At 63.8% G+C, this 18406-nt stretch carries 20 protein-coding genes; 7 read left to right on the top strand and 13 right to left on the bottom strand.

Annotated elements, in window-relative coordinates:
* Window positions 1-108: 108 nt before the first annotated feature.
* Complete coding sequence (gene pdhA / locus ENE74_RS00325; RefSeq protein ID WP_127688659.1) at window positions 109-1176, top strand: pyruvate dehydrogenase (acetyl-transferring) E1 component subunit alpha; 1068 nt, start codon at window positions 109-111, stop codon at window positions 1174-1176.
* Window positions 1176-2555 (top strand): pyruvate dehydrogenase complex E1 component subunit beta, encoded by a 1380-nt coding sequence (locus tag ENE74_RS00320; protein ID WP_127688658.1) that lies wholly within the window; start codon window positions 1176-1178, stop codon window positions 2553-2555. The genes pdhA and ENE74_RS00320 overlap by 1 nt, the downstream gene beginning before the upstream one ends.
* 39 nt (window positions 2556-2594) lie before the next feature.
* Here ENE74_RS00320 and ENE74_RS00315 read toward each other — a convergent pair whose 3' ends face one another.
* The 3 genes from ENE74_RS00315 to ENE74_RS00305 are packed head-to-tail and all read right to left on the bottom strand — an operon-like array spanning window position 2595 to window position 5934.
* Complete coding sequence (locus tag ENE74_RS00315; RefSeq protein WP_127688657.1) at window positions 2595-3290, bottom strand: TadE/TadG family type IV pilus assembly protein; 696 nt, start codon at window positions 3288-3290, stop codon at window positions 2595-2597.
* Window positions 3287-3913 carry a TadE/TadG family type IV pilus assembly protein gene (locus ENE74_RS00310; protein WP_127688656.1) on the bottom strand — a complete coding sequence of 209 codons (627 nt, stop codon included), beginning with the start codon at window positions 3911-3913 and terminating at the stop codon, window positions 3287-3289. The genes ENE74_RS00315 and ENE74_RS00310 overlap by 4 nt, the downstream gene beginning before the upstream one ends.
* Window positions 3913-5934, bottom strand: a complete 2022-nt coding sequence (locus tag ENE74_RS00305) for a Tad domain-containing protein (RefSeq protein WP_127688655.1) — start codon at window positions 5932-5934, stop codon at window positions 3913-3915. The genes ENE74_RS00310 and ENE74_RS00305 overlap by 1 nt, the downstream gene beginning before the upstream one ends.
* A gap of 92 nt (window positions 5935-6026) precedes the next feature.
* On the opposite strand from ENE74_RS00305, the gene ENE74_RS00300 reads away from it, so the two are divergent.
* Window positions 6027-6662, top strand: a complete 636-nt coding sequence (locus ENE74_RS00300) for a squalene/phytoene synthase family protein (protein ID WP_127688654.1) — start codon at window positions 6027-6029, stop codon at window positions 6660-6662.
* A gap of 42 nt (window positions 6663-6704) precedes the next feature.
* On the top strand, window positions 6705-7172 hold the full coding sequence (locus tag ENE74_RS00295) for an EF-hand domain-containing protein (protein ID WP_127688653.1): 468 nt from the start codon (window positions 6705-6707) through the stop codon (window positions 7170-7172).
* A gap of 49 nt (window positions 7173-7221) precedes the next feature.
* On the opposite strand, the gene trmFO is transcribed toward ENE74_RS00295, so the two are convergent.
* The 8 genes from trmFO to ENE74_RS00255 form a co-directional block, all read right to left on the bottom strand.
* A complete protein-coding gene (gene trmFO / locus ENE74_RS00290) occupies window positions 7222-8583 on the bottom strand; it encodes a methylenetetrahydrofolate--tRNA-(uracil(54)-C(5))-methyltransferase (FADH(2)-oxidizing) TrmFO (RefSeq protein ID WP_127688652.1) in 1362 nt (453 codons plus the stop codon).
* A 179-nt stretch (window positions 8584-8762) separates the two neighbouring features.
* A complete protein-coding gene (locus ENE74_RS00285; protein WP_127688651.1) occupies window positions 8763-9110 on the bottom strand; it encodes a DUF952 domain-containing protein in 348 nt (115 codons plus the stop codon).
* 99 nt (window positions 9111-9209) lie between these two features.
* Window positions 9210-10028, bottom strand: coding sequence for an arginyltransferase (locus tag ENE74_RS00280; protein WP_127688650.1), 819 nt, complete (start codon window positions 10026-10028; stop codon window positions 9210-9212).
* Between the two features lie 156 nt (window positions 10029-10184).
* A complete protein-coding gene (locus ENE74_RS00275) occupies window positions 10185-10544 on the bottom strand; it encodes a hypothetical protein (RefSeq protein WP_164847331.1) in 360 nt (119 codons plus the stop codon).
* Between the two features lie 139 nt (window positions 10545-10683).
* Window positions 10684-11754, bottom strand: a complete 1071-nt coding sequence (locus ENE74_RS00270; protein ID WP_127688648.1) for an RcnB family protein — start codon at window positions 11752-11754, stop codon at window positions 10684-10686.
* 201 nt (window positions 11755-11955) lie between these two features.
* Window positions 11956-12441: a GAF domain-containing protein gene (locus ENE74_RS00265; protein ID WP_127688647.1), complete on the bottom strand. Its 486-nt coding sequence runs from the start codon at window positions 12439-12441 to the stop codon at window positions 11956-11958.
* A gap of 400 nt (window positions 12442-12841) precedes the next feature.
* The gene (gene arfB, locus ENE74_RS00260) at window positions 12842-13249 is read right to left on the bottom strand and encodes an alternative ribosome rescue aminoacyl-tRNA hydrolase ArfB (RefSeq protein WP_127688646.1); all 408 of its coding nucleotides are present in this window, start codon (window positions 13247-13249) and stop codon (window positions 12842-12844) included.
* 1 nt (window position 13250) lies between these two features.
* Window positions 13251-13934, bottom strand: a complete 684-nt coding sequence (locus tag ENE74_RS00255) for an RluA family pseudouridine synthase (RefSeq protein ID WP_127688645.1) — start codon at window positions 13932-13934, stop codon at window positions 13251-13253.
* A 67-nt stretch (window positions 13935-14001) separates the two neighbouring features.
* Here ENE74_RS00255 and ENE74_RS00250 point away from each other — a divergent pair, with 67 nt between their 5' ends.
* Window positions 14002-14988, top strand: a complete 987-nt coding sequence (locus tag ENE74_RS00250) for an acyltransferase family protein (protein ID WP_127688644.1) — start codon at window positions 14002-14004, stop codon at window positions 14986-14988.
* Window positions 14989-15065: 77 nt separating this feature from the next.
* Here ENE74_RS00250 and wrbA read toward each other — a convergent pair whose 3' ends face one another.
* Window positions 15066-15665: an NAD(P)H:quinone oxidoreductase gene (wrbA, locus tag ENE74_RS00245; RefSeq protein WP_127688643.1), complete on the bottom strand. Its 600-nt coding sequence runs from the start codon at window positions 15663-15665 to the stop codon at window positions 15066-15068.
* A gap of 110 nt (window positions 15666-15775) precedes the next feature.
* Entirely contained in the window at window positions 15776-16519 is a 744-nt protein-coding gene (locus ENE74_RS00240) for a pirin family protein (protein ID WP_127688642.1), read from the bottom strand.
* Between the two features lie 87 nt (window positions 16520-16606).
* Here ENE74_RS00240 and ENE74_RS00235 point away from each other — a divergent pair, with 87 nt between their 5' ends.
* Window positions 16607-17500, top strand: coding sequence for a LysR family transcriptional regulator (locus ENE74_RS00235; protein WP_127689493.1), 894 nt, complete (start codon window positions 16607-16609; stop codon window positions 17498-17500).
* A 155-nt stretch (window positions 17501-17655) separates the two neighbouring features.
* Window positions 17656-18363 (top strand): response regulator transcription factor CtrA, encoded by a 708-nt coding sequence (gene ctrA / locus ENE74_RS00230; protein ID WP_127688641.1) that lies wholly within the window; start codon window positions 17656-17658, stop codon window positions 18361-18363.
* Window positions 18364-18406 lie beyond the last annotated feature (43 nt).

The raw sequence follows: 18406 nt of genomic DNA, 5'->3' as shown, positions 1-18406 counted from the left end.
ATCCGGGCAGATTGGTCGCTGTACCACGGTTGCAGCCGTTGCATTATACCTCCGACTGGCTCTATATCGACGCCTCCCTCCCCGGAACGACAAAGAAGGGTTCCTCCTTTGGCCAAATCAGCATCGCCGCGCTCTGCCCCTGCAAAGGCGGGTGCGCCTGCACCGGCAGACCATAATCGTGAACGCCCCGACACGCCTTCGGACTATAAGGCGAGCAAGGAAGAGCTGCTGGAGTTTTATCGGCAGATGGTCCTCATCCGCCGCTTCGAGGAAAAGGCCGGCCAGCTTTACGGCCTGGGTCTCATCGGCGGCTTCTGCCATCTCTATATCGGTCAGGAAGCGGTGGCTGTCGGCATCCAGTCGGCGCTGACGCCCGGCAAGGACAGCGTCATCACCGGCTATCGCGATCATGGCCACATGCTCGCTTATGGCATCGATCCCAATGTCATCATGGCGGAACTCACCGGGCGCGGTGCGGGCATTTCGCGCGGCAAGGGCGGGTCGATGCATATGTTCAGCGTGGAGCACAAGTTTTACGGCGGTCACGGCATCGTCGGTGCGCAGGTATCGCTGGGCGCGGGCCTGGGCTTTGCGCACAAGTACAACAACGATGGCGGCGTGTGCGTCGCGTATTTCGGCGACGGGGCTTCCAATCAGGGTCAGGTCTACGAATCGTTCAACATGGCGGAGCTGTGGAAGCTGCCGATCATCTTCGTCATCGAAAACAACCAATATGCCATGGGCACCTCGGTCAACCGATCGTCGGCGGAAGACCAGCTTTATCGCCGCGGCGAAAGCTTCCGCATTCCGGGCATTCAGGTGAACGGCATGGACGTGCTCGCGGTGCGCGGCGCGACCGAAGAGGCGCTCAAATGGGTGCAGTCGGGCAAGGGGCCGATCCTGCTGGAAATGAAGACCTATCGCTATCGCGGCCATTCCATGTCCGACCCGGCGAAATATCGCTCGCGCGAGGAAGTGCAGGAAATGCGCGACAAGTCCGACCCGATCGAAGGCGTGAAAGCCTATCTGACAAAGGCAGGCGTCTCGGAGGAGGAAATCAAGAAGATCGACCAGGATATCCGCAGGCAAGTCAGCGAAGCGGCCGATTTCGCCGAATCCTCGCCGGAGCCTGACGCGGCCGAACTGTATACCGACGTGCTGGTGGAGCAATATTGATGGGTATCGAAATCAAGATGCCGGCGCTGTCGCCCACAATGGAGGAAGGCACGCTGGCCAAATGGCTGGTGAAGGAAGGCGACGAAGTGAAGTCGGGCGACATCCTTGCCGAAATCGAGACGGACAAGGCGACTATGGAGTTCGAGGCCGTCGATGAAGGCATCGTCGGCAAGATTCTGGTCGCCGAAGGTACAGATGGCGTGAAAGTCGGTACTGTTATCGCAACGATGGCCGGCGAGGATGGCGCGGAGGAAGCACCTGCACCGGCTGCGGCCCCTGCACCTCCTGCGGCGGAGCCTGCCACGGAAGCGCCGAAGAAGGCGGAAAGTGGCACGTCGAAGCTGGCCACCGAAGCCAGGGCGCAGGTGGCCGATCCGGCCATCCCCGAAGGCACCGAATATGCGAAGATCACGGTGCGCGAGGCGCTGCGCGATGCGATGGCCGAGGAAATGCGCGCCGACGATCGCGTGTTCGTGATGGGTGAGGAAGTCGCCGAATATCAGGGCGCGTACAAGGTGACGCAGGGCCTGCTCGCCGAGTTCGGTCCGCGCCGGGTGATCGACACGCCGATTACCGAATATGGCTTTGCCGGGGTCGGGACCGGCGCGGCCATGGGGGGCCTGCGGCCGGTCATCGAGTTCATGACCTTCAACTTCGCCATGCAGGCGATCGACCACATCATCAATTCGGCGGCAAAGACCAATTACATGTCGGGCGGGCAGATGCGCTGCCCCATCGTATTCCGTGGTCCCAATGGCGCGGCCAGCCGTGTCGGTGCGCAGCACAGCCAGAATTATGCGCCGTGGTATGCCAGCGTGCCGGGCCTCATCGTCATCGCGCCTTATGATGCGGCGGATTCCAAGGGCCTGCTGAAGGCCGCGATCCGCTGCCAGGATCCGGTCGTCTTCCTTGAAAACGAGCTGCTTTACGGCCGCACTTTCGACATTCCGAAGCTCGACGATTATGTGCTGCCGATCGGCAAGGCACGGATCATGCGGGCGGGCAAGGATGTAACGCTGGTCAGCTACTCGATCGGCGTCGGCCTGGCGCTCGAAGCGGCGGAGACGCTGGCGGGCGAGGGGATCGAGGCCGAAGTGATCGACTTGCGGACCCTGCGTCCGCTCGACACCGCCACGGTTCTGGAAAGCCTGAAGAAGACCAACCGCATCGTGGTCGTGGAGGAAGGCTGGCCGGCCTGCTCGATCGCCAGCGAAATCGCCGCCGTGGTGATGGAACAGGGCTTCGACGATCTGGATGCGCCGGTGCTGCGCGTCACGAACGAGGATGTGCCGCTGCCTTATGCGGCCAATCTGGAAAAGGCGGCACTGATCGATGCGTCACGCGTGGTCACGGCCGCGAAGAAAGTCTGCTATCGGTAATCCCGACCGACGCGGGGGCGGCTCGGCTGCCCCCGCCGATTAGCAGGTCGATACAGTCACGCCCTCGGTATTGTAGATGCCGACACCGCCGCTCGGCCCGGTCATGTCGCGCGGATCGCGCACGGTCATGGCGCCGAACTCCAGGATTTCGCTCTTGAGGGCGAAGGCCTGCGTAATCAGCGGGCGGTAGGTATAGGAAAGCTGGACGACCATGACGGCACCGCCGTTGGGCGCCTTGATCGTCTGCGTCGTGCCGACCGGCGGCGTGTAGACGAAGCCCGTCAGGTTGGTCTGACCCTGCGTGTAGCTGCCTGCATAAGTCGTCTTGGCACCGCGGCAGCGTTTCCACCGGATCGTGTAGCGGTCTGTCGTATTGGGGTTGGCGACCGGCTCCAGGCTGTAGAGGATCACCCGGCCACGACCGTAGAGGTCGAGGGCATCGGCCTGGAGCCCGGCACCCGTCAAAAGGTCGTTGATCTGCGCCTCGCTGATCTGCTTGGACGAGACGACGCTGCCCGTGCCGATACGCGAGGCGTTGTCGGCGACCTGCAGCGCGATCTGGCTCATCCGCATCTTGGTCGTGGTGAAGTTGGTCAGCTCAACGCCGCCCATGGTGAAGGCCACGAAGAAGGGCAGACACAGCGCGAACTCGACCACCGCCATGCCACTGCGATCATCGCGCAGCAGGCGCAGGAACGGCGTGTTGCCTGTGCGAGGGACGGCAGGCGCGGTCATGTGCAGTTCCTTGTCGTCGGCGCGCCATATTGCGCCTGTTCGCCATAGGGCTGGTTGGCCAGCACGGTCGTCGCGCGCATGTTCACCGTCGCGGGCAGGCCCACCATCTTGTACATCGGGAACAGCCGGGGGTAGCTGATGTCCGCGGTGTAGATCACCGTGTCCTTCGCGCCGCCCTGGCCACTGTCGCCACCGTCGGCATCGCGCACATTGTTGTTGTTCGTGTCCTGATAGGCTTCGCCTGCGTCGCACACGCCATTGGCATTGCCGTCGAAGAATGTTTCGCCGACGGCCTGCGCAGCCTTCGTGAAGTCCTTGAAATAGCGCCGCGTCACCGTGACGTTGGCGGCCCGTGCCAGTTCCTTGACACGCGCCGTGACCAGCGCGTCGATCTGCGCCTGGCGCGCCGTTTCGGTGCCCGTCTCCAGGCTGGCGTCGCGGCCGGCCTTTTGCAATATGCCCTCCAGCACGCTGTTCATGTAGAGGCTGTGCGCCATGTCCGCCCCGCCCAGCAGAAGGCTGAGGAACACCGGCGAGATGAGGGCGAACTCAACCGCCGAAAGCCCGCGCTCGTCGCGCAAAATCGCGGTCCGTTTGCGGCGCAGGGGAAACGGGCGGCGCATCAGTTGGTCAGCCTCAGTTGCGAGATATTGTCGGCGATCTGCCGGAACTGGTCGATCAGCTGGGCGCTGTCCGCCGCGCTGTAGAAGCGGCCGGGCGAGGCACAATTCTGCAATGCGGTCTGCGCCGCGTTCGATACGCCGCTACCGAAGGAAATGACCCAAAGTGTGATGTTCCGGTTCTTCACATTGGTGCACAGCGCCTGCATCCGCGCATTGACGTTGCTCGTCAGCAGTGCGTTCGACGGTGCAGATGCGGAGTTCGACTGGCGCCGATCCCACCACGCGATCCCATAGGGCGAGACATTGCGATTGTCGGTGACGGTATCGCCATCGGTCATGAAGATCAGATGCCGCTGGATTTCGCCGCCTTCGGGCGTGGTGGCATTGTCCGCCGCGAAGAGGCCGGTGGGCGACAGCAGTCGCGCGCCCCAGATCAGGCCGATGTCATGATAGGTATTGCCCGCCGGCGTCATGCTGTCGACATAGTCTTCATAATCCGTCGCCGAGAGATATTCCTGCAACCGCCGGGCCGCGACTGGGCAATTAGGCCCGGTGTAATTGCGGGCGAGATTGCCGGCCGTGTCGACATTTGCGACAGTGTTCCCACTGCCATCGAATCGACCCCATTGCACGTCTTGAAGCTGAGGCTTCCACTGCGTCGCAGGATCGCTCGTCGGTATCATGTCGATATCCATGTCGAACGCGGTCGCAGGGATGGGGTTGTAGTCGTTCGACGGATCGCTGTCCGCCACATGCGCCTGTCGTTCTTCGATGCAGCCGGTCCACGTGGTCGATGCGTAAACACCACGCGTGTCGCGGGGCAGGCTGATCGAATTGGCCCAGGTCGACCCACCCGTTTTCAGCGCCGAAACATTCAATGTGACGGGGCGGTAGGTGTAATAATCGAAATAGGTATAGGTGCGCCGCTGCGTGAAGTTGCGCGTACGCGATTCCACCACGCAGGTGTCCGTGCTGCTGCTGTAGCTTTGACGCTTGGCGTCGCGCTGCCGCATCGGCATGTTCACGTCGAAATCGACCAAGGTATCGGTCGGAAAGGCATCGCTCCGTCCGGTGTATTTCTGGTTGAACGGTGCCCCCTCGGTGCCGTTGTCCAGATTGGCGTCGAACGAGTTTGCCAGATCGTCGCAGTCGTCCTGTGAATCCACGTCGGTGTAGGTGCCGTAAGTCGTGTAGCCGCTCCACGACCCGTAGCTGCCGTTCGATGTGGCCACCAAACTCGCCGTTGCCTTCAGCACCGGCACGCGGGACTGATACAGATGCTCATCCACCATCCAGTTGTTCTGAAGCAGGCGTCCGACATTCACGTTGACTGCATAAGGCACGAAGCCGAAGCGCAACTGCACGTCGCTGCCGTTGGCCGTCGTCGGCACGGAACCGCAATCCTCGTCGGTATCGATCTTCGCCAGCGCCTCGTAGAAGCATTTGACCGCCGCGCGCAGGCCGACGATCTTGGTGTCCGACCCGCAACTGTTGCCGCTGGCGCATTGTGCCATCGATCCGGTGTTATCCAGCACGAACATCACGTCCGAATTGGGGATGCGCATTTCCGCCTGGCAGGTCACGGTAAGCTGACGGCTGGTGACGCCGAACAGCTTCATCAGCGCCATCGGCACGGTCACGCTGGTCGTGCCGGTCACGGTGCCCGCATTTTCGGTGAAGGTGCGCGTGCGGCCGGTGGTGCCATAGGCACCGTCCACGAAATTGGCGTCGAACATGGCGCGCGCGGCCGTGTTGGCGGCATTGCTGTTCGCGGTCCACGATCCGCCCGCCATCATCTTGCGCCCGGCCAGGGCACCAGCGTCGCAGGCCTGTTGCAGGCGCGATTTGGTGAGGTAGATGCGGCTCATGTCGACACCGCCGCCGATCAGGCCCAGCATGGGGAACATGCCCGCCGCGACCATCGGCAGCACATTGCCGCGCGTGTTCCGAAGCAGACTGCCCAGAACACCGCCCGGCGTATCGCGCCGAAAATCCGTTGTATTGCCCCGCGACTTGCCCATAAATCCGTCACATCCGCATGGCCCGGTTCCCCGCCGGGTTTGAGTCCAATATGCGCCATGCGCTTGCGCTGGTTAGGATTTCGTGAAGCGCCATGATTAACGGCGACAAAAGCCTGGCCCCGCTCGCGCGGCTGCTGGTCGGCCACGCAGGTGGGCAGGCGGACCGCCATGCCCTGTTGTGGGCCTATGATGCGCGGCTGGCTGATATTGTGCGGACAACGCGCGAACCGATGGTCGGCCAGATGCGCCTGACCTGGTGGCATGAGGTGCTGAGCGACGACGGCGCGACGAAGGGGCGCGGCGACCCGCTGGTCGATGCGCTGCGGGCAGACCGTGACGTCATGGCGGCGCGCGATCCGATGCTGCGGATGATCGACGGGTGGGAGGCGCTGCTGGACCTGCTGCCGCTTGATGATGCGGCCTTGCGCGCGTTTGCCGAGGGGCGTGGCGGTGGCTTGTTCCGGGCACTCGATCGCGCGGCGGACGAAAGGGCCGGGGCGCTATGGGCCTTGTGGGATCTCTCGGGCCATATCGGCGACGCCGTGACGGCGCAGCGGGCGGTATCGCTGGCGCAGGATTATCTTGCCGCGCGTCTCGCCGGTGCCAAGCCGTTGCGGATGCTCACACGGCTGGCACGGCATGACATAGGTCGCGGACAGCCAGGCCCGGCAACGATGACGCCCCGCCTCTATGCGCGCCTGTTGCGGATGGCGTTGCCGGGGCGCTGAGGCTAGGATCGCTGGGCAAGGGCAGCAGAGAGGGATGGCGCGATGGGACGATATCTGGCGGGCGTCGTGGCCGCCATGTTGCTGACGGCGGCGGGGCTGTTCTGGTGGCAAAGCCGCAGCCAGGCGGCCGCGGAGGAAAGGCCGCCGGCAAGCCCCGTGTCGGCGACGGCGGCAATCGAGATACCGCCCGACGGCGAAGCCGACGCCATGGGGGATGCGCCCCCGATGCCGCCCGGTGCCACGCCGCAGAGCCGTGAACAGCGCCGCTTTGCCCGCTATGACCGCAATCGGGACGGCATCATCACGCGGATCGAAATGCTGTCCACGCGGACCAATGCCTTCAGGGCGCTCGATACCGATGGCAACAATCTTCTCTCGTTCGAGGAATGGGCAGTGGCGACGGGCGACCGTTTTGCCGCCGCCGATGCCAACCGCGATGGCAAGGTGACGCCGCCGGAGTTCGCGGCCACCGCGCCGAAGGAAAAGCCCAAGGCGAAGTGCCGGTGCTGAAGAATGGATCATCCGCGCGGTACGAACGGAACGGGTAGTGCGGCGCGGCTTACGCCGTCTCCAGCATATCCAGCCCCTGCATCCAGTCTCCCAGCGCCGCCCGCGCGCGCGCGGTCATCGCTTCCTTGCGCTGCTTCTTATGGGCGTCGGCCATCGGCGGGAAGAGGCCGAAATTGATATTCATCGGCTGATAGCCCGCGGCATCCGCGCCGCCGGTGATGTGGCCCAGAAGCGCGCCCAGTGCCGTTTCGGGCGGCGGCGGGGCGATCGGCCGGCCGGAGATCTCCGCCGCTGCGAACAGGCCCGCCAGCAAGCCGATGGCGCTGCTTTCGACATAGCCTTCGCAACCGGTGATCTGCCCGGCAAAGCGAATGTGCGGCGCGGCCTTCAGGCGCAACTCCCCGTCGAGCAATTCCGGGCTGCGGATGAAGGTGTTGCGATGCAGACCGCCGAGCCGTGCGAACTCCGCCTTTTCCAGGCCCGGGATGGTGCGGAACAACGCGACTTGCGCGGCATGCTTCATCTTGGTCTGAAAACCGACCATGTTCCACAACGTGCCCAGCGCATTGTCCTGCCGCAACTGCACCACCGCATAGGGCCAGCGGCCGGTGCGCGGATCGTCCAGACCCTTGCCCTTCATCGGGCCGTAGCGCAGCGTTTCGGGGCCGCGTTCCGCCATCACTTCGATCGGCATGCAGCCTTCGAAATAGGGCGTGTCCTTTTCCCACTGCTTGAAATCGGTCTTTTCCGCGTCGATCAGGCCCTGAACGAAGGCCAGATACTGGTCCCGGTCCATCGGACAATTGATGTAATCGCGCCCGTCCCATTCGGGATTGTCGGGGTCCACGGTGCCCTTGTCCCAGCGGCTCGCCATCCAGCAGACATCCATGTCGATGCTGTCGCGGTGGACGATCGGCGCGATCGCATCGAAGAAGGCAAGGGCCTCCATGCCGGTCGCTGCGCCGATGCTCTGCGCCAGCGTCATCGCGGTCAGCGGGCCCGTGGCGACGATGGTGAGGCCGCTGTCGGGCAGCACGTCGATGCGTTCGCGTACGATCTCGACATTGGGATGATCGCCCAGGGCGCGGGTAACCCCATCGGAAAAGACATCCCGGTCCACGGCCAGCGCCGATCCCGCCGGGACTTTCGCCCGGTCCGCCTGCGCCATGATCAGCGACCCCATGCGTCGCATTTCCTGATGCAGCAGGCCGACGGCATTCTTGTCCGGGTCGTCGGACCGGAAACTGTTGGAACATACCATTTCGGCAAGCCCGTCGGTCTGATGCGCCGGCGTCATATCGCCCGCGCCGCGCATTTCGGACAGGCGGACCTTCACCCCCGCCTGCGCCAGTTGCCAGGCCGCTTCGGACCCCGCAAGCCCGCCGCCGATGATGTGAACCTGATGCGTCATTTTTCCAAACTGCCTTGACTGCGCGCATGACGCAAGAAAGCTGAGGCCTTTAACGGGTTAGCGTCCGCCAGGACAGGGGGAAGCCCACCGTTCTCCTGCGAACGCAGCAGTCCAGGGTTGCGTGGTGTGATCCTTCCCGCCCTGGATTCCTGCTTTCGCAGGAAAACGGGAGAGGGGCGTCAAAACCCCGCCGGAAACTGATGTTGCCCGTCGCTATCGAGGCGCAGCACGACATGCTTCGTCAAAGCACCCAGCGGCAGCGGTGCGTAAAGATGGGGGAAAAGCTGGCCGCCGCGCGATGGCTCCCACTTCACCTGATCGCCCAGCGGCACGAGATCGACCATCGCGAGAACGAGATTGTCCTGCCCGGCGAAGTGCTTCGCTGCCGTTTCCGCCGCCTGCGCCTGCGTCGACAGATGGATATAACCATCGGCAAGATCGACGGCCGACCCGGCAAAATGGCCGTCGCTGCGCAATTGCGCGAACTCCTGCGCGGTCAGGATCTTGTAGGCGAACAGGTCCGGCATGGGGCGATCCTCAATGCGAAACGCTGGTTGTACAGTCACGAAGTTGCGGCGTAGACCCTGTATCAGACAATATCGCAATAACGACGTGCAAGCTATTGATTATTTACGAAATATGCCCTGCACTTCCACCGGAAGCGGCGGCTCGTCGCGATTGGCGGCTTCGCGGATGGCCCCGCTCTGCTCGTCGGGATCGAAGCGGACCCAGCCGGTGCGGCCCAGCCGTTCGAGCGGGCGATAGCGCACCTTATACTGCATCCGCTGCGATCCGGCGACCCAATAGCCCAGATAGACATAGGGCAGACCGGCGCGGCGTGCGCGCATGATATGATCCATGATGATGACATTGCCCAGGCTGGGGCGATGCGCGATCGTCGGGTCGAAGAAGCTGTAGATCATCGACAGCCCGTCGGCCTGCCGGTCGGTCAGGCAGGCACCGACCAGACGACCGGGGCGGCCATCTTCCCCCGGCTCGCGATATTCGATGACATGGCTGTTGACGGGCGTCTGCTCGACCATGTCGGCATAATCCATCTCGTCCATTTCGGTCATGCCGCCGCCGGGATGGCGCGTCTGCAGATAATGCTGAAGCAGGGCATATTGCTCTTCGGTCGACCATGGCTTGCAGGCGGTGACGACCAGATCCTCGTTGCGGCGCAACAGCTTGCGCTGCGTCGCATTGGGCCGGAACGCGTCGGTCACGACGCGGACCGATACGCAGGCGGAACAATCGGCGCAGCTCGGGCGATAGGCGACATTCTGGCTGCGGCGAAAGCCGATGCGACCCAGAGCGTCGTTCAGTTCCGAGGCATGTTCGCCCGAAAGCTCGGTGAACACCTTTCGCTCATGCTTGCCCGGAAGATAGGGACAAGGGCTGGGATTGGTGACGAAAAAGCGGGGAAACCGAAAAGGCGCGCTCACGTCATCTCCCGTCCTGTTGAAAGCCTATTGAATCGTTGCCCTGTTATGACGCGCCGAGCTTCGGATTAAAAGCCCGTTTACTACGAAATCCGGGGCCAATCTGAAGATTATTGCATAGCGATGACAAAGACGGCGATCCTCGCGCACACTGCGCCGTCAGACCGGTTTCCAGTGCCACAGGTCGCGCTGGCGGCCCCAGCGCAATAGCGTCTCGGCATCGATTTCGAGCGACCATAGCCATTGCGGGTTTTCCGCGATCAGGAAGGCGGCGACGGCATCGATCGTCTCGCGATTCTCGGCGATCAGCGCGGCGGCATCGTCCGGGCCGCCGAAATGCCGCTGCAACAGGGCAATCGCCGCCCCGCGCAGCACGATCGGTACGGCGCGGCCCTGCGTTTCGTACATGATGTAGGTATCGGCAAAATCCATCGCGCCGCCGATAGGCGGTCGGCGGACGAAGGGAAACCGCAATTGCGCGGCAAATCCGCTGAGTCCCCCTTTTTCGGCGACAATCAACGCCTTCGCGGCACCGCCCGCCCGCCGCTTGTCTATGCAACGCCCAGGCGATTATCCGCTTCGAGCATCTATGCCGTGTTCCCCTGCTTTTGCGGGGGAACGGTACCTTACTGGCTGGAAAGCTATGGCTGCCAAACGCTCACATGCGAATGGTCTTGCTGCCCCTGGCCCGGCCGGGGCGGTGATGCCGCACGGGTCGCCGCTCCGTCACATAAGTTGTCGTTTCGGTGTAGCAGGGTTCCGCAGGCGTGATTGTGATCGTCGTGATGGTCGGCGCGGGGTAATAATAGCCGTTTGCATAATAGCCGCCCGGTCCGGTCGTCGTCGTGACATGCGGCGCCGGACCGTGGCTGGTGGTGACGTGCACCGTCGGTCCCTGGCCCCAATGCGCCGGGGGCGGCCCTGCATGATAGGTGCCGGGGCGGCCTTCCACATCCCCTTCGAAGCGGCCGTCATAGGCCCCGGTGTAGGTGCTGCCGTCCTCCCGTGTCCAGGTGCCTTCCCAATGGCCATCATAGCGATATTCGCCTGCCGGACCGCGCGACCATGCGCCTTCATGGCGAGGCGGCGGTGGCGGGGCGGCGCGCGTGCCGCGTCCGGCATCCTCCGCCTTGTCGATCACGGCGCCGGCAACGGCACCGGCGACCGCGCCGATGACCGTTCCGGCGGTGCGATTGCCGCGCCCGGCGATGACATTGCCCGCCACGCCGCCCGCGACCGCGCCGATCGCCGCACCACCCAGCCCATTGTCCGGCCGTGCGTCGGGATAGGCATCGGCATAGCCGCCTTCATAGCCATCCCAGCCGATGTCGCTCCGGCTGTCGTAGACGCGGCCATAGGCATCGGTCAGCACTGCATCATCATAATAGCGCGACCAGCCATAGCCCTGGGGCGGCGGCGGCAGACGATAGGCCTGATAGTTCGCGATGTAGAAACCCGGCTGAATCCAGTAGCGCGGCAGAACGAACCCGCGCACCGGGCGGCGATAGGCCCCATAGCCGCCGGGCGCCCGCACACCGCCGTGCCAGCGGCCATCGATCCGCTGGCCCCAGCGCGGGCCGACGGGCGTCGCGACCTGAGGGGCGGCGGGCGGCATCACTGGCTGCTGCATCGTGCCGGTGGGGTAGGTCACGCCCGGCCGGACCTGTTCCGCCAGCGCAGGGCCGCTTGCGCCACCCAGCATCACCGTTGCGATCAAAACGCTCCGCATCGTCAACACTCCCTGTTCCGTCTGCCCCGGTTCCGTCAACGCGTCACACCGGGCGCAGCATGCGTACTGTTAACGCGATATTTAGCATCGCGATCCGCCAAACACCAAATGTCGCGGGCGGCGCGCTGTGCCGAAACGGGGCAATGAAGTGCGGGAAATCAGTGTCTTGCGCGGCGTTCCGCAAGGAAGATGGTTAACGGGTCAGGCGATGCGCCCGGCGACGCGCGCGACCAGCGTCTCAAGCCCCGCGACATCCGCCGAGTCGAACCGGCCGGGCAGCGGACTGTCGAGATCAAGCACCGCAATCACCAGATCTCCATAGATCACTGGCACCACCAGTTCGGACCGGGATGCCGCATCGCAGGCGATATGGCCGGGAAAGGCGTGGACGTCGGCGACGCACTGGGTGGCGCGGGTGGCCGCAGCCGTCCCGCATACACCCTTGCCCAGCGGAATGCGGATGCACGCGGCCTTCCCCTGAAACGGCCCGAGCACCAGTTCGTTGCCGACCATCCGATAGAATCCCGCCCAATTGAGATCGGGCAGATATTGCCAGAGCAGCGCGGCCAGATTGGCCATGTTGGCAACCGCATCCCGCTCATCCGCGGTCAGCGCGTCGGCAGCGGCGAGCAAGTCGGCGTAAAGGGCCGGCTTGTCGGCGGCGTCGGGGGTTTTGAGGTCGAACATGGGGAGAGATGTAGGGCGGGGGAAAGGGGGAGTCCATGTTCTACCAAACCTTCTCCCTTGAAGGGAGAAGGATACGCAGCCTTGGCAAGGAACGAGCCTAGGCGTAGCTGGATGAGGGTGAGCGGGCCTTTGGTCCGCGCGGTTCCGAAGGAACCGCATACCCCTCACCCAGCTACGCCCCGGACCTGATCCGGGGCTGCGCAACCCTCTCCCTCAAGCGGAGAGGGGGAGTCTTCGCCTCGCGCGTTTTTGGAGGATTTGATCTTGCTTAAATCCTCCCCTGGAAGGGGAGGTGGCAGGCGCAGCCTGACGGAGGGGTGTGACCCTATCGAGAGCGTAACACCCCTCCACCACCGCTTTGCGGCGGTCCCCCTCCCCTGAAAGGGGAGGATTGATACGCTCAATCCTCCCTGACTTTCCCGCGCCCCTGTTTTACTCCGCTGCGGACCTTTTTCGCGTCGACGCGGCGGGCCTTGGCCGCGCGGCTGGGCTTCGTCGCGATGCGGCGGGGGTCGCGCTTCATCGCTTCGGCAAGCATCTCGGCCAGGCGCGCGCGGGCGTCGGCGCGGTTCGCCTCCTGCGTGCGGAAACGCTGCGCCTGGATCACGACAACGCCAGCCGCCGTCATCCGCGATCCCGCCAGTGTCTTGAACTTGCGCCAGGCATAAGGCGGCAGGCCGAGGCGGAAGCTGTCCACGCGCAACTGGACGGCGGTCGCCACCTTGTTCACATTCTGCCCGCCTGGCCCCCCGGCGGTGATGAACCGCTCCTCCAGCGCATCTTCGGGCACGGGGAACGGCGTGTCCATGTCAGGCGACCGGTGCCGGATCGAGCATGTCGGCGGTGAAGCCCGCTTCGGTGAAATGCGGCGGCAGCGGTGCCGTCGCTTCGACTGGCGGCTTGTTGGCGCGGGGCAGCGAGAGGAAATGACCGTGCAGCAGCATCTTGCCGTCGTCCGGCCTGCCATAGACCGGATCGCCGACGATGCCGTGGCCAAGGCCATGCAGCGCATGCGCGCGGATCTGATGCGTGCGCCCTGTGGCGGGCGAGAAGCGAACAAGCGCCTTGCCGCCCTGCGTCGCAAGCAAGGTCCAGCGCGTGACGGCGGGCTTGCCCTTCGCATCGGGCACCATGCGCCAGCCGTCTGCCGCGCTGCTGACTTTCAGAAGGGGCAGAGATATTTCACCGCTGGTTTCGGCGGGCACGCCATCGAGCACCGCGAGATAGATTTTGGTGACGCCGCCGCTCTCGAACGCCTGGCCGAACCTTTTGTGCGCCTTGGGATTGCGGGCCAGCAGCAGGCAACCGGACGTATCGCGATCCAGCCGGTGAACGGCGAGCGGCCACCGCTGGAACCCGAACTTCAGCGACTCCAGATGATTTTCCAGACTGAGCGCGCCGTCACGCGGGGGATCGACCGGCAGGCCCGCCGGTTTGTCGACGATGATCGCTTCGCCGTCGATGAAGAGGACGCGGTCGGCAAGCAGGGTCACGGCGGGTTCCGATAAGGTAAGAGCGATGGGCAATTGACGGCGGTGGAGGTTGCTATAGGCATTTGCCATGAGCGGGGGAAGAGCGGCGCCGGATGCGTCGGGAATAGCGTCGGCACAAGCGTCCGCCGCGCGGCTGGACTGGATCGACGTGGCGCGGGGGATCGGCATTATCGCCGTGGTCGTCGGCCATGTGTGGACGCGCGGCGCAGTGCGCGAATTCCTCTATACCTTTCATATGCCGCTGTTTTTCCTGCTGTCGGGTTATCTGATGCAGCCGCGCCCCGCATGGCGCTTCGCGCGCCGGCAGGTGGCGACGCAGGGGCTGTCCTATGTCGCCTGGCTGATAGTGCTTTTGGCCGTCGACTTCGCCGTCGAGGGGTTGAAAGGGCAACGGCCGATTTTCCACAACTGGCCCGATGATCTGGGGCGTGTCGCATTTGGCGGATCGGAACTGCGCGGGCCGTTTACGGTGTTCTGGTTCGTGCCGTGCCTGATCGTCGCGCGGATCATCGCCAACGCACTGGCCTGCCGATGGGGCGACCCGCGCGGGTACGCTTGGTGGGGCATAGCGGCAGGGGCGGCGCTACTCGCTTATGTATCGGGCGGGATGACGGATGTGTCGCCCCTGGGCCTGCTGACCGTGCCGATGGCGCTGGTGCTGCTGTGGATCGGATGGCTGTGGCGCGATATGGCCTGGCGGCCATGGATGAGGGCTGTCCTTGCGGCCGTCGGCTTCGGGATCGTCCTTGTCGCGCCACCGCTCAACATGAAAGCGGGGGACTATGGCTGGCCGGTGCTGTCCATCACGGCTGCGGTGGCAATATCGCTGCTGGTTTTCCGGGTTGCGCAAGCCGCGCTGCCGGGGCGGAGGATGCTGCGCGCGCTGGGCAGTGCGGCGCTCACGATCGTGTATCTGCACGTCGCGATCATCCATTATCTGACGCCCTATCTCGGCAAATGGATGCTGCTGGCGCTGGCATTGGGGGTGCCGATGGGGATGCACTGGCTGCTCAAACGCAACCGGCTGACAGCGCGGCTGCTGTTGGGGGTGTAAGACATTTGCGCGTGGTCGTCATCCCCGCTTTCGCCGGGATGACGACCTGGAGACGAGGATGACGGAGGAGGACAGTGTCAGCCGTGCAGCTTCATCGCCACTTCGGCGATGCGGCGGCCCTGATAGCGGGCACCATCCAGATCGATCGTGCTCGGCTGACGGCTGCCGTCGCCGCCCGCGATCGTGGTCGCGCCATAAGGTGCGCCGCCGACGATCTCGTCATTGTTCATCTGGCCTGCATAACCATAATCGAGGCCAACGACCGTCATGCCGAAATGCAGCAGGTTGGTGATGATGGAGAACAGGGTGGTTTCCTGGCCGCCATGCTGTGTCGCGGTGGAGACGAACGCGCCGCCGACCTTGCCGTTCAGCGCGCCCCGCGCCCACAGGCCACCGCCCTGGTCCAGGAACGCCGCCATCTGGCTCGACATGCGACCAAAGCGGGTGCCGGTGCCGATGATGATGGCGTCATAATCTGCCAGCTCGTTGATGGTCGCGACGGGCGCGTCCTGATCGAGCTTGAAGTGATTGTTGCGCGCAATTTCTTCGGGAACGGTTTCGGGAACGCGCTTGACGTCAACGGTCGCGCCTGCCGCGCGGGCGCCTTCGGCAACCGCCTGCGCCATCGTTTCGATGTGGCCATAGGTCGAATAATAAAGAACGAGGACTTTTGCCATGGGATGCTCCTTTCGGGATCTGAGGGGCCAAGAGTGAGGGGGCTGGGAAAAGCGATGCCGTCCGCGTCAAGGGTGGGGGCAGGATGACGCGGACGGCGGAGGCAGCGGCGTTACCGGCTATCGACCAGCACGATTTCGCTGTCCTCCAGAGCGTGAACGACGACCGTGCCGCCGCCGCGGATGGCGGCACCATCGCGCGCGGCGAAGGTTTCGCCGTTGATTTCGACGCGGCCGGTGGCGGGGACGAGATAGGCATGGTTTCCTTCGTCCACGTCGTAGGTCAGCGTTTCGCCTGCGCTGACGGTCGCGCCCAGCAGGCGGGCGTCGGCGCGGATGCGCAAGGCATCGCCATCGGTGTCATACCCGCTCGCCAGCACCGCGAACCGGCCGGACCGATCGCCTTTTGGGAAGGGCTTTGCGCCCCAGCTCGGCGCGCCTCCGGCAGACCGGGGCAACACCCATATCTGGAACAGCGTCGTCGTTTCATCTTCCAGATTATACTCCGCGTGGCGCACACCCGTGCCCGCGCTCATCACCTGGACATCGCCTGCCGCCGTCCGGCCCTCATTGCCCATGCTGTCCTTGTGCGTGATGGCGCCGGTACGCACATAGGTCATGATTTCCATATCGCGGTGGGGGTGCGGCGGAAATCCGCTGTGCGGGCCGATTTCGTCATCGTTCCACACCCGGATGCGGCCCCAGCCCATGCGGGCGGGATCATGATAGTCGGCAAAGGAAAAATGATGCCGCGCATTCAGCCAGCCATGATCGGCATGGCCAAGCGAGGAAAAGGGACGACGCTCAACGGTCGCGAGCCTCGTGTCGGTGCGGTCTTCGGTGAAGATGTCAGTCATGGTCGAACATCCTTTCAAACTTGATTTTCTGCAATATAGCGATCAGGATCGTTTCATAAACGAGCGGTTATGAAACGGATTGTTTCCATGCGATTGCCGGATTTTGAAGCCTGGGCGATGTTTTCGGCGGTGGTCGAGCATCGCAGCTTTACCGACGCGGCGCGCGCGCTGTCGGTATCCAAAGCCACCGTGTCCAAGGCGATTACCCGGCTGGAACAGCATCTGGACACGAGCCTGTTCAGCCGGACGAGCCGCCGACTGGCGCTGACCGAAAGCGGACGCAGGCTGGCCGATCATGCCGCGCGGATCATGGCGGAGGGGCTTGCGGCGGAAGAGGCGGCGCGCGAGGACACAGCCGAGCTGGCGGGCATCGTTCGGCTGGGCGCGCCGATGAGCTTTGGCCTCAAACGTGTCGCGCCGTTGCTCGCCGAGTTCATGATGCTGCATCCCGGCATCCTCGTCGATCTGCATCTGTCGGACGCGCGGATCGACATCGTGGAGCTTGGCCTGGATGCCACGCTGCGGATCGCCATGATGCCCGACAGCTCGCTGCGGGCGCGCCGTCTGTGCGACGTACAACTGCATTTCATCGCTGCGCCGGCCTATCTCGATCGCCGGGGGCGTCCAACCCATCCATCCGATCTCGCCGACCATGATTCCCTGCTCTACACCAATGTCGCCAATCCGGAGACGTGGCGCTTTGCCAGAGCCGGTGGCGAAACCGTGTCGGTTCAGCCACGCCCGCGCATGCTCACGAACAGCGGTGATGCAATGCTGGAGGCCTTGCGCGCCGGTGTCGGCATTGCCTTTCTGCCGGATTTCATCGCGGGCGACGATATCGCCAGCGGCGCTCTGGAAATCGTCCTGCCGGACTGGACGCCGCCCGTCACCGGACTGCATCTGGTGACACCACCATCGCGATTGCGCCCGGCGCGCGTCGAAGCCTGCCTCGATTATCTGACCCAGAAACTTGGCCGTTGAGCCGCATAAGCGCGACTCGTTTCGGCCGCGACTCGTGGATTCAGGCCGCTTAGGCAAAAATTAACCTTTTACGTTCAGAAAGATTTTGGTTAATGGATTGCCTTGGCTGCCGTTCTTGCAGGGAGAACGGAAACCACGAGTAAAGGGGCTGCATAATGCGCGTGCTGCTGATTGAAGACGAGCCGACGACCGCACGGGCGATCGAGCTTATGCTGACGACCGAAGGGTTCAACGTGTACACGACCGATCTGGGCGAGGAAGGCCTCGATCTGGGCAAGCTGTATGATTACGACATCATCTGCCTCGATCTCAATCTGCCGGACATGCATGGCTATGACGTGCTCAAGAAGCTGCGCAGTGCCAAGGTGCAGACGCCGGTGCTGATCCTGTCGGGGGTCAGCGAGATGGACAGCAAGGTGCGCAGCTTCGGCTTTGGGGCCGACGATTATGTGACCAAGCCTTTCCACCGCGATGAACTGGTCGCCCGCATCCACGCCGTCGTGCGTCGATCGAAGGGGCACAGCCAGTCGGTCATCCGCACCGGCAAGCTGGCCGTCAATCTGGATGCCAAGACCGTGGAAGTGGACAGCAACCGCGTCCACCTGACGGGCAAGGAATATGCAATGCTGGAGCTGCTGTCGCTCCGCAAGGGCACCACGCTCACCAAGGAAATGTTCCTCAACCATCTTTACGGTGGCATGGACGAGCCTGAACTCAAGATCATCGACGTCTTCATCTGCAAGCTGCGCAAGAAACTCGCGCTGGCCTGCAACGGCGAAAATTATATCGAGACCGTCTGGGGCCGCGGCTATGTGCTGCGCGATCCCGAAGAAATTGCGGAGCCTGAAGCACGGGTCGCCTGAAAAGGCTGACCAGTCGAAGCCAACGGCTCCGTTGGGGCGAAAG

The sequence above is a fragment of the Sphingobium algorifonticola genome, from assembly GCF_004005485.1.
In the GTDB taxonomy this organism is placed as follows: Bacteria; Pseudomonadota; Alphaproteobacteria; order Sphingomonadales; family Sphingomonadaceae; genus Sphingobium; species Sphingobium algorifonticola.
This window is presented reverse-complemented; position numbering and strand designations above follow the sequence as displayed.

Coding starts and splice junctions, on each gene's coding strand:
- ENE74_RS00300 (WP_127688654.1), top strand. CDS start 6,027: ATGATTAACGGCGACAAAAGCCTGGCCCCGCTCGCGCGGCTGCTGGTC.
- wrbA (WP_127688643.1), bottom strand. CDS start 15,665: ATGGCAAAAGTCCTCGTTCTTTATTATTCGACCTATGGCCACATCGAA.
- ENE74_RS00265 (WP_127688647.1), bottom strand. CDS start 12,441: ATGTTCGACCTCAAAACCCCCGACGCCGCCGACAAGCCGGCCCTTTAC.
- ENE74_RS00235 (WP_127689493.1), top strand. CDS start 16,607: ATGCGATTGCCGGATTTTGAAGCCTGGGCGATGTTTTCGGCGGTGGTC.
- ENE74_RS00295 (WP_127688653.1), top strand. CDS start 6,705: ATGGGACGATATCTGGCGGGCGTCGTGGCCGCCATGTTGCTGACGGCG.
- ENE74_RS00310 (WP_127688656.1), bottom strand. CDS start 3,913: ATGCGCCGCCCGTTTCCCCTGCGCCGCAAACGGACCGCGATTTTGCGC.
- ENE74_RS00285 (WP_127688651.1), bottom strand. CDS start 9,110: ATGCCGGACCTGTTCGCCTACAAGATCCTGACCGCGCAGGAGTTCGCG.
- trmFO (WP_127688652.1), bottom strand. CDS start 8,583: ATGACGCATCAGGTTCACATCATCGGCGGCGGGCTTGCGGGGTCCGAA.
- ENE74_RS00315 (WP_127688657.1), bottom strand. CDS start 3,290: ATGACCGCGCCTGCCGTCCCTCGCACAGGCAACACGCCGTTCCTGCGC.
- ENE74_RS00270 (WP_127688648.1), bottom strand. CDS start 11,754: ATGCGGAGCGTTTTGATCGCAACGGTGATGCTGGGTGGCGCAAGCGGC.
- ctrA (WP_127688641.1), top strand. CDS start 17,656: ATGCGCGTGCTGCTGATTGAAGACGAGCCGACGACCGCACGGGCGATC.
- ENE74_RS00250 (WP_127688644.1), top strand. CDS start 14,002: ATGAGCGGGGGAAGAGCGGCGCCGGATGCGTCGGGAATAGCGTCGGCA.
- ENE74_RS00320 (WP_127688658.1), top strand. CDS start 1,176: ATGGGTATCGAAATCAAGATGCCGGCGCTGTCGCCCACAATGGAGGAA.
- ENE74_RS00305 (WP_127688655.1), bottom strand. CDS start 5,934: ATGGGCAAGTCGCGGGGCAATACAACGGATTTTCGGCGCGATACGCCG.
- arfB (WP_127688646.1), bottom strand. CDS start 13,249: ATGGACACGCCGTTCCCCGTGCCCGAAGATGCGCTGGAGGAGCGGTTC.
- ENE74_RS00240 (WP_127688642.1), bottom strand. CDS start 16,519: ATGACTGACATCTTCACCGAAGACCGCACCGACACGAGGCTCGCGACC.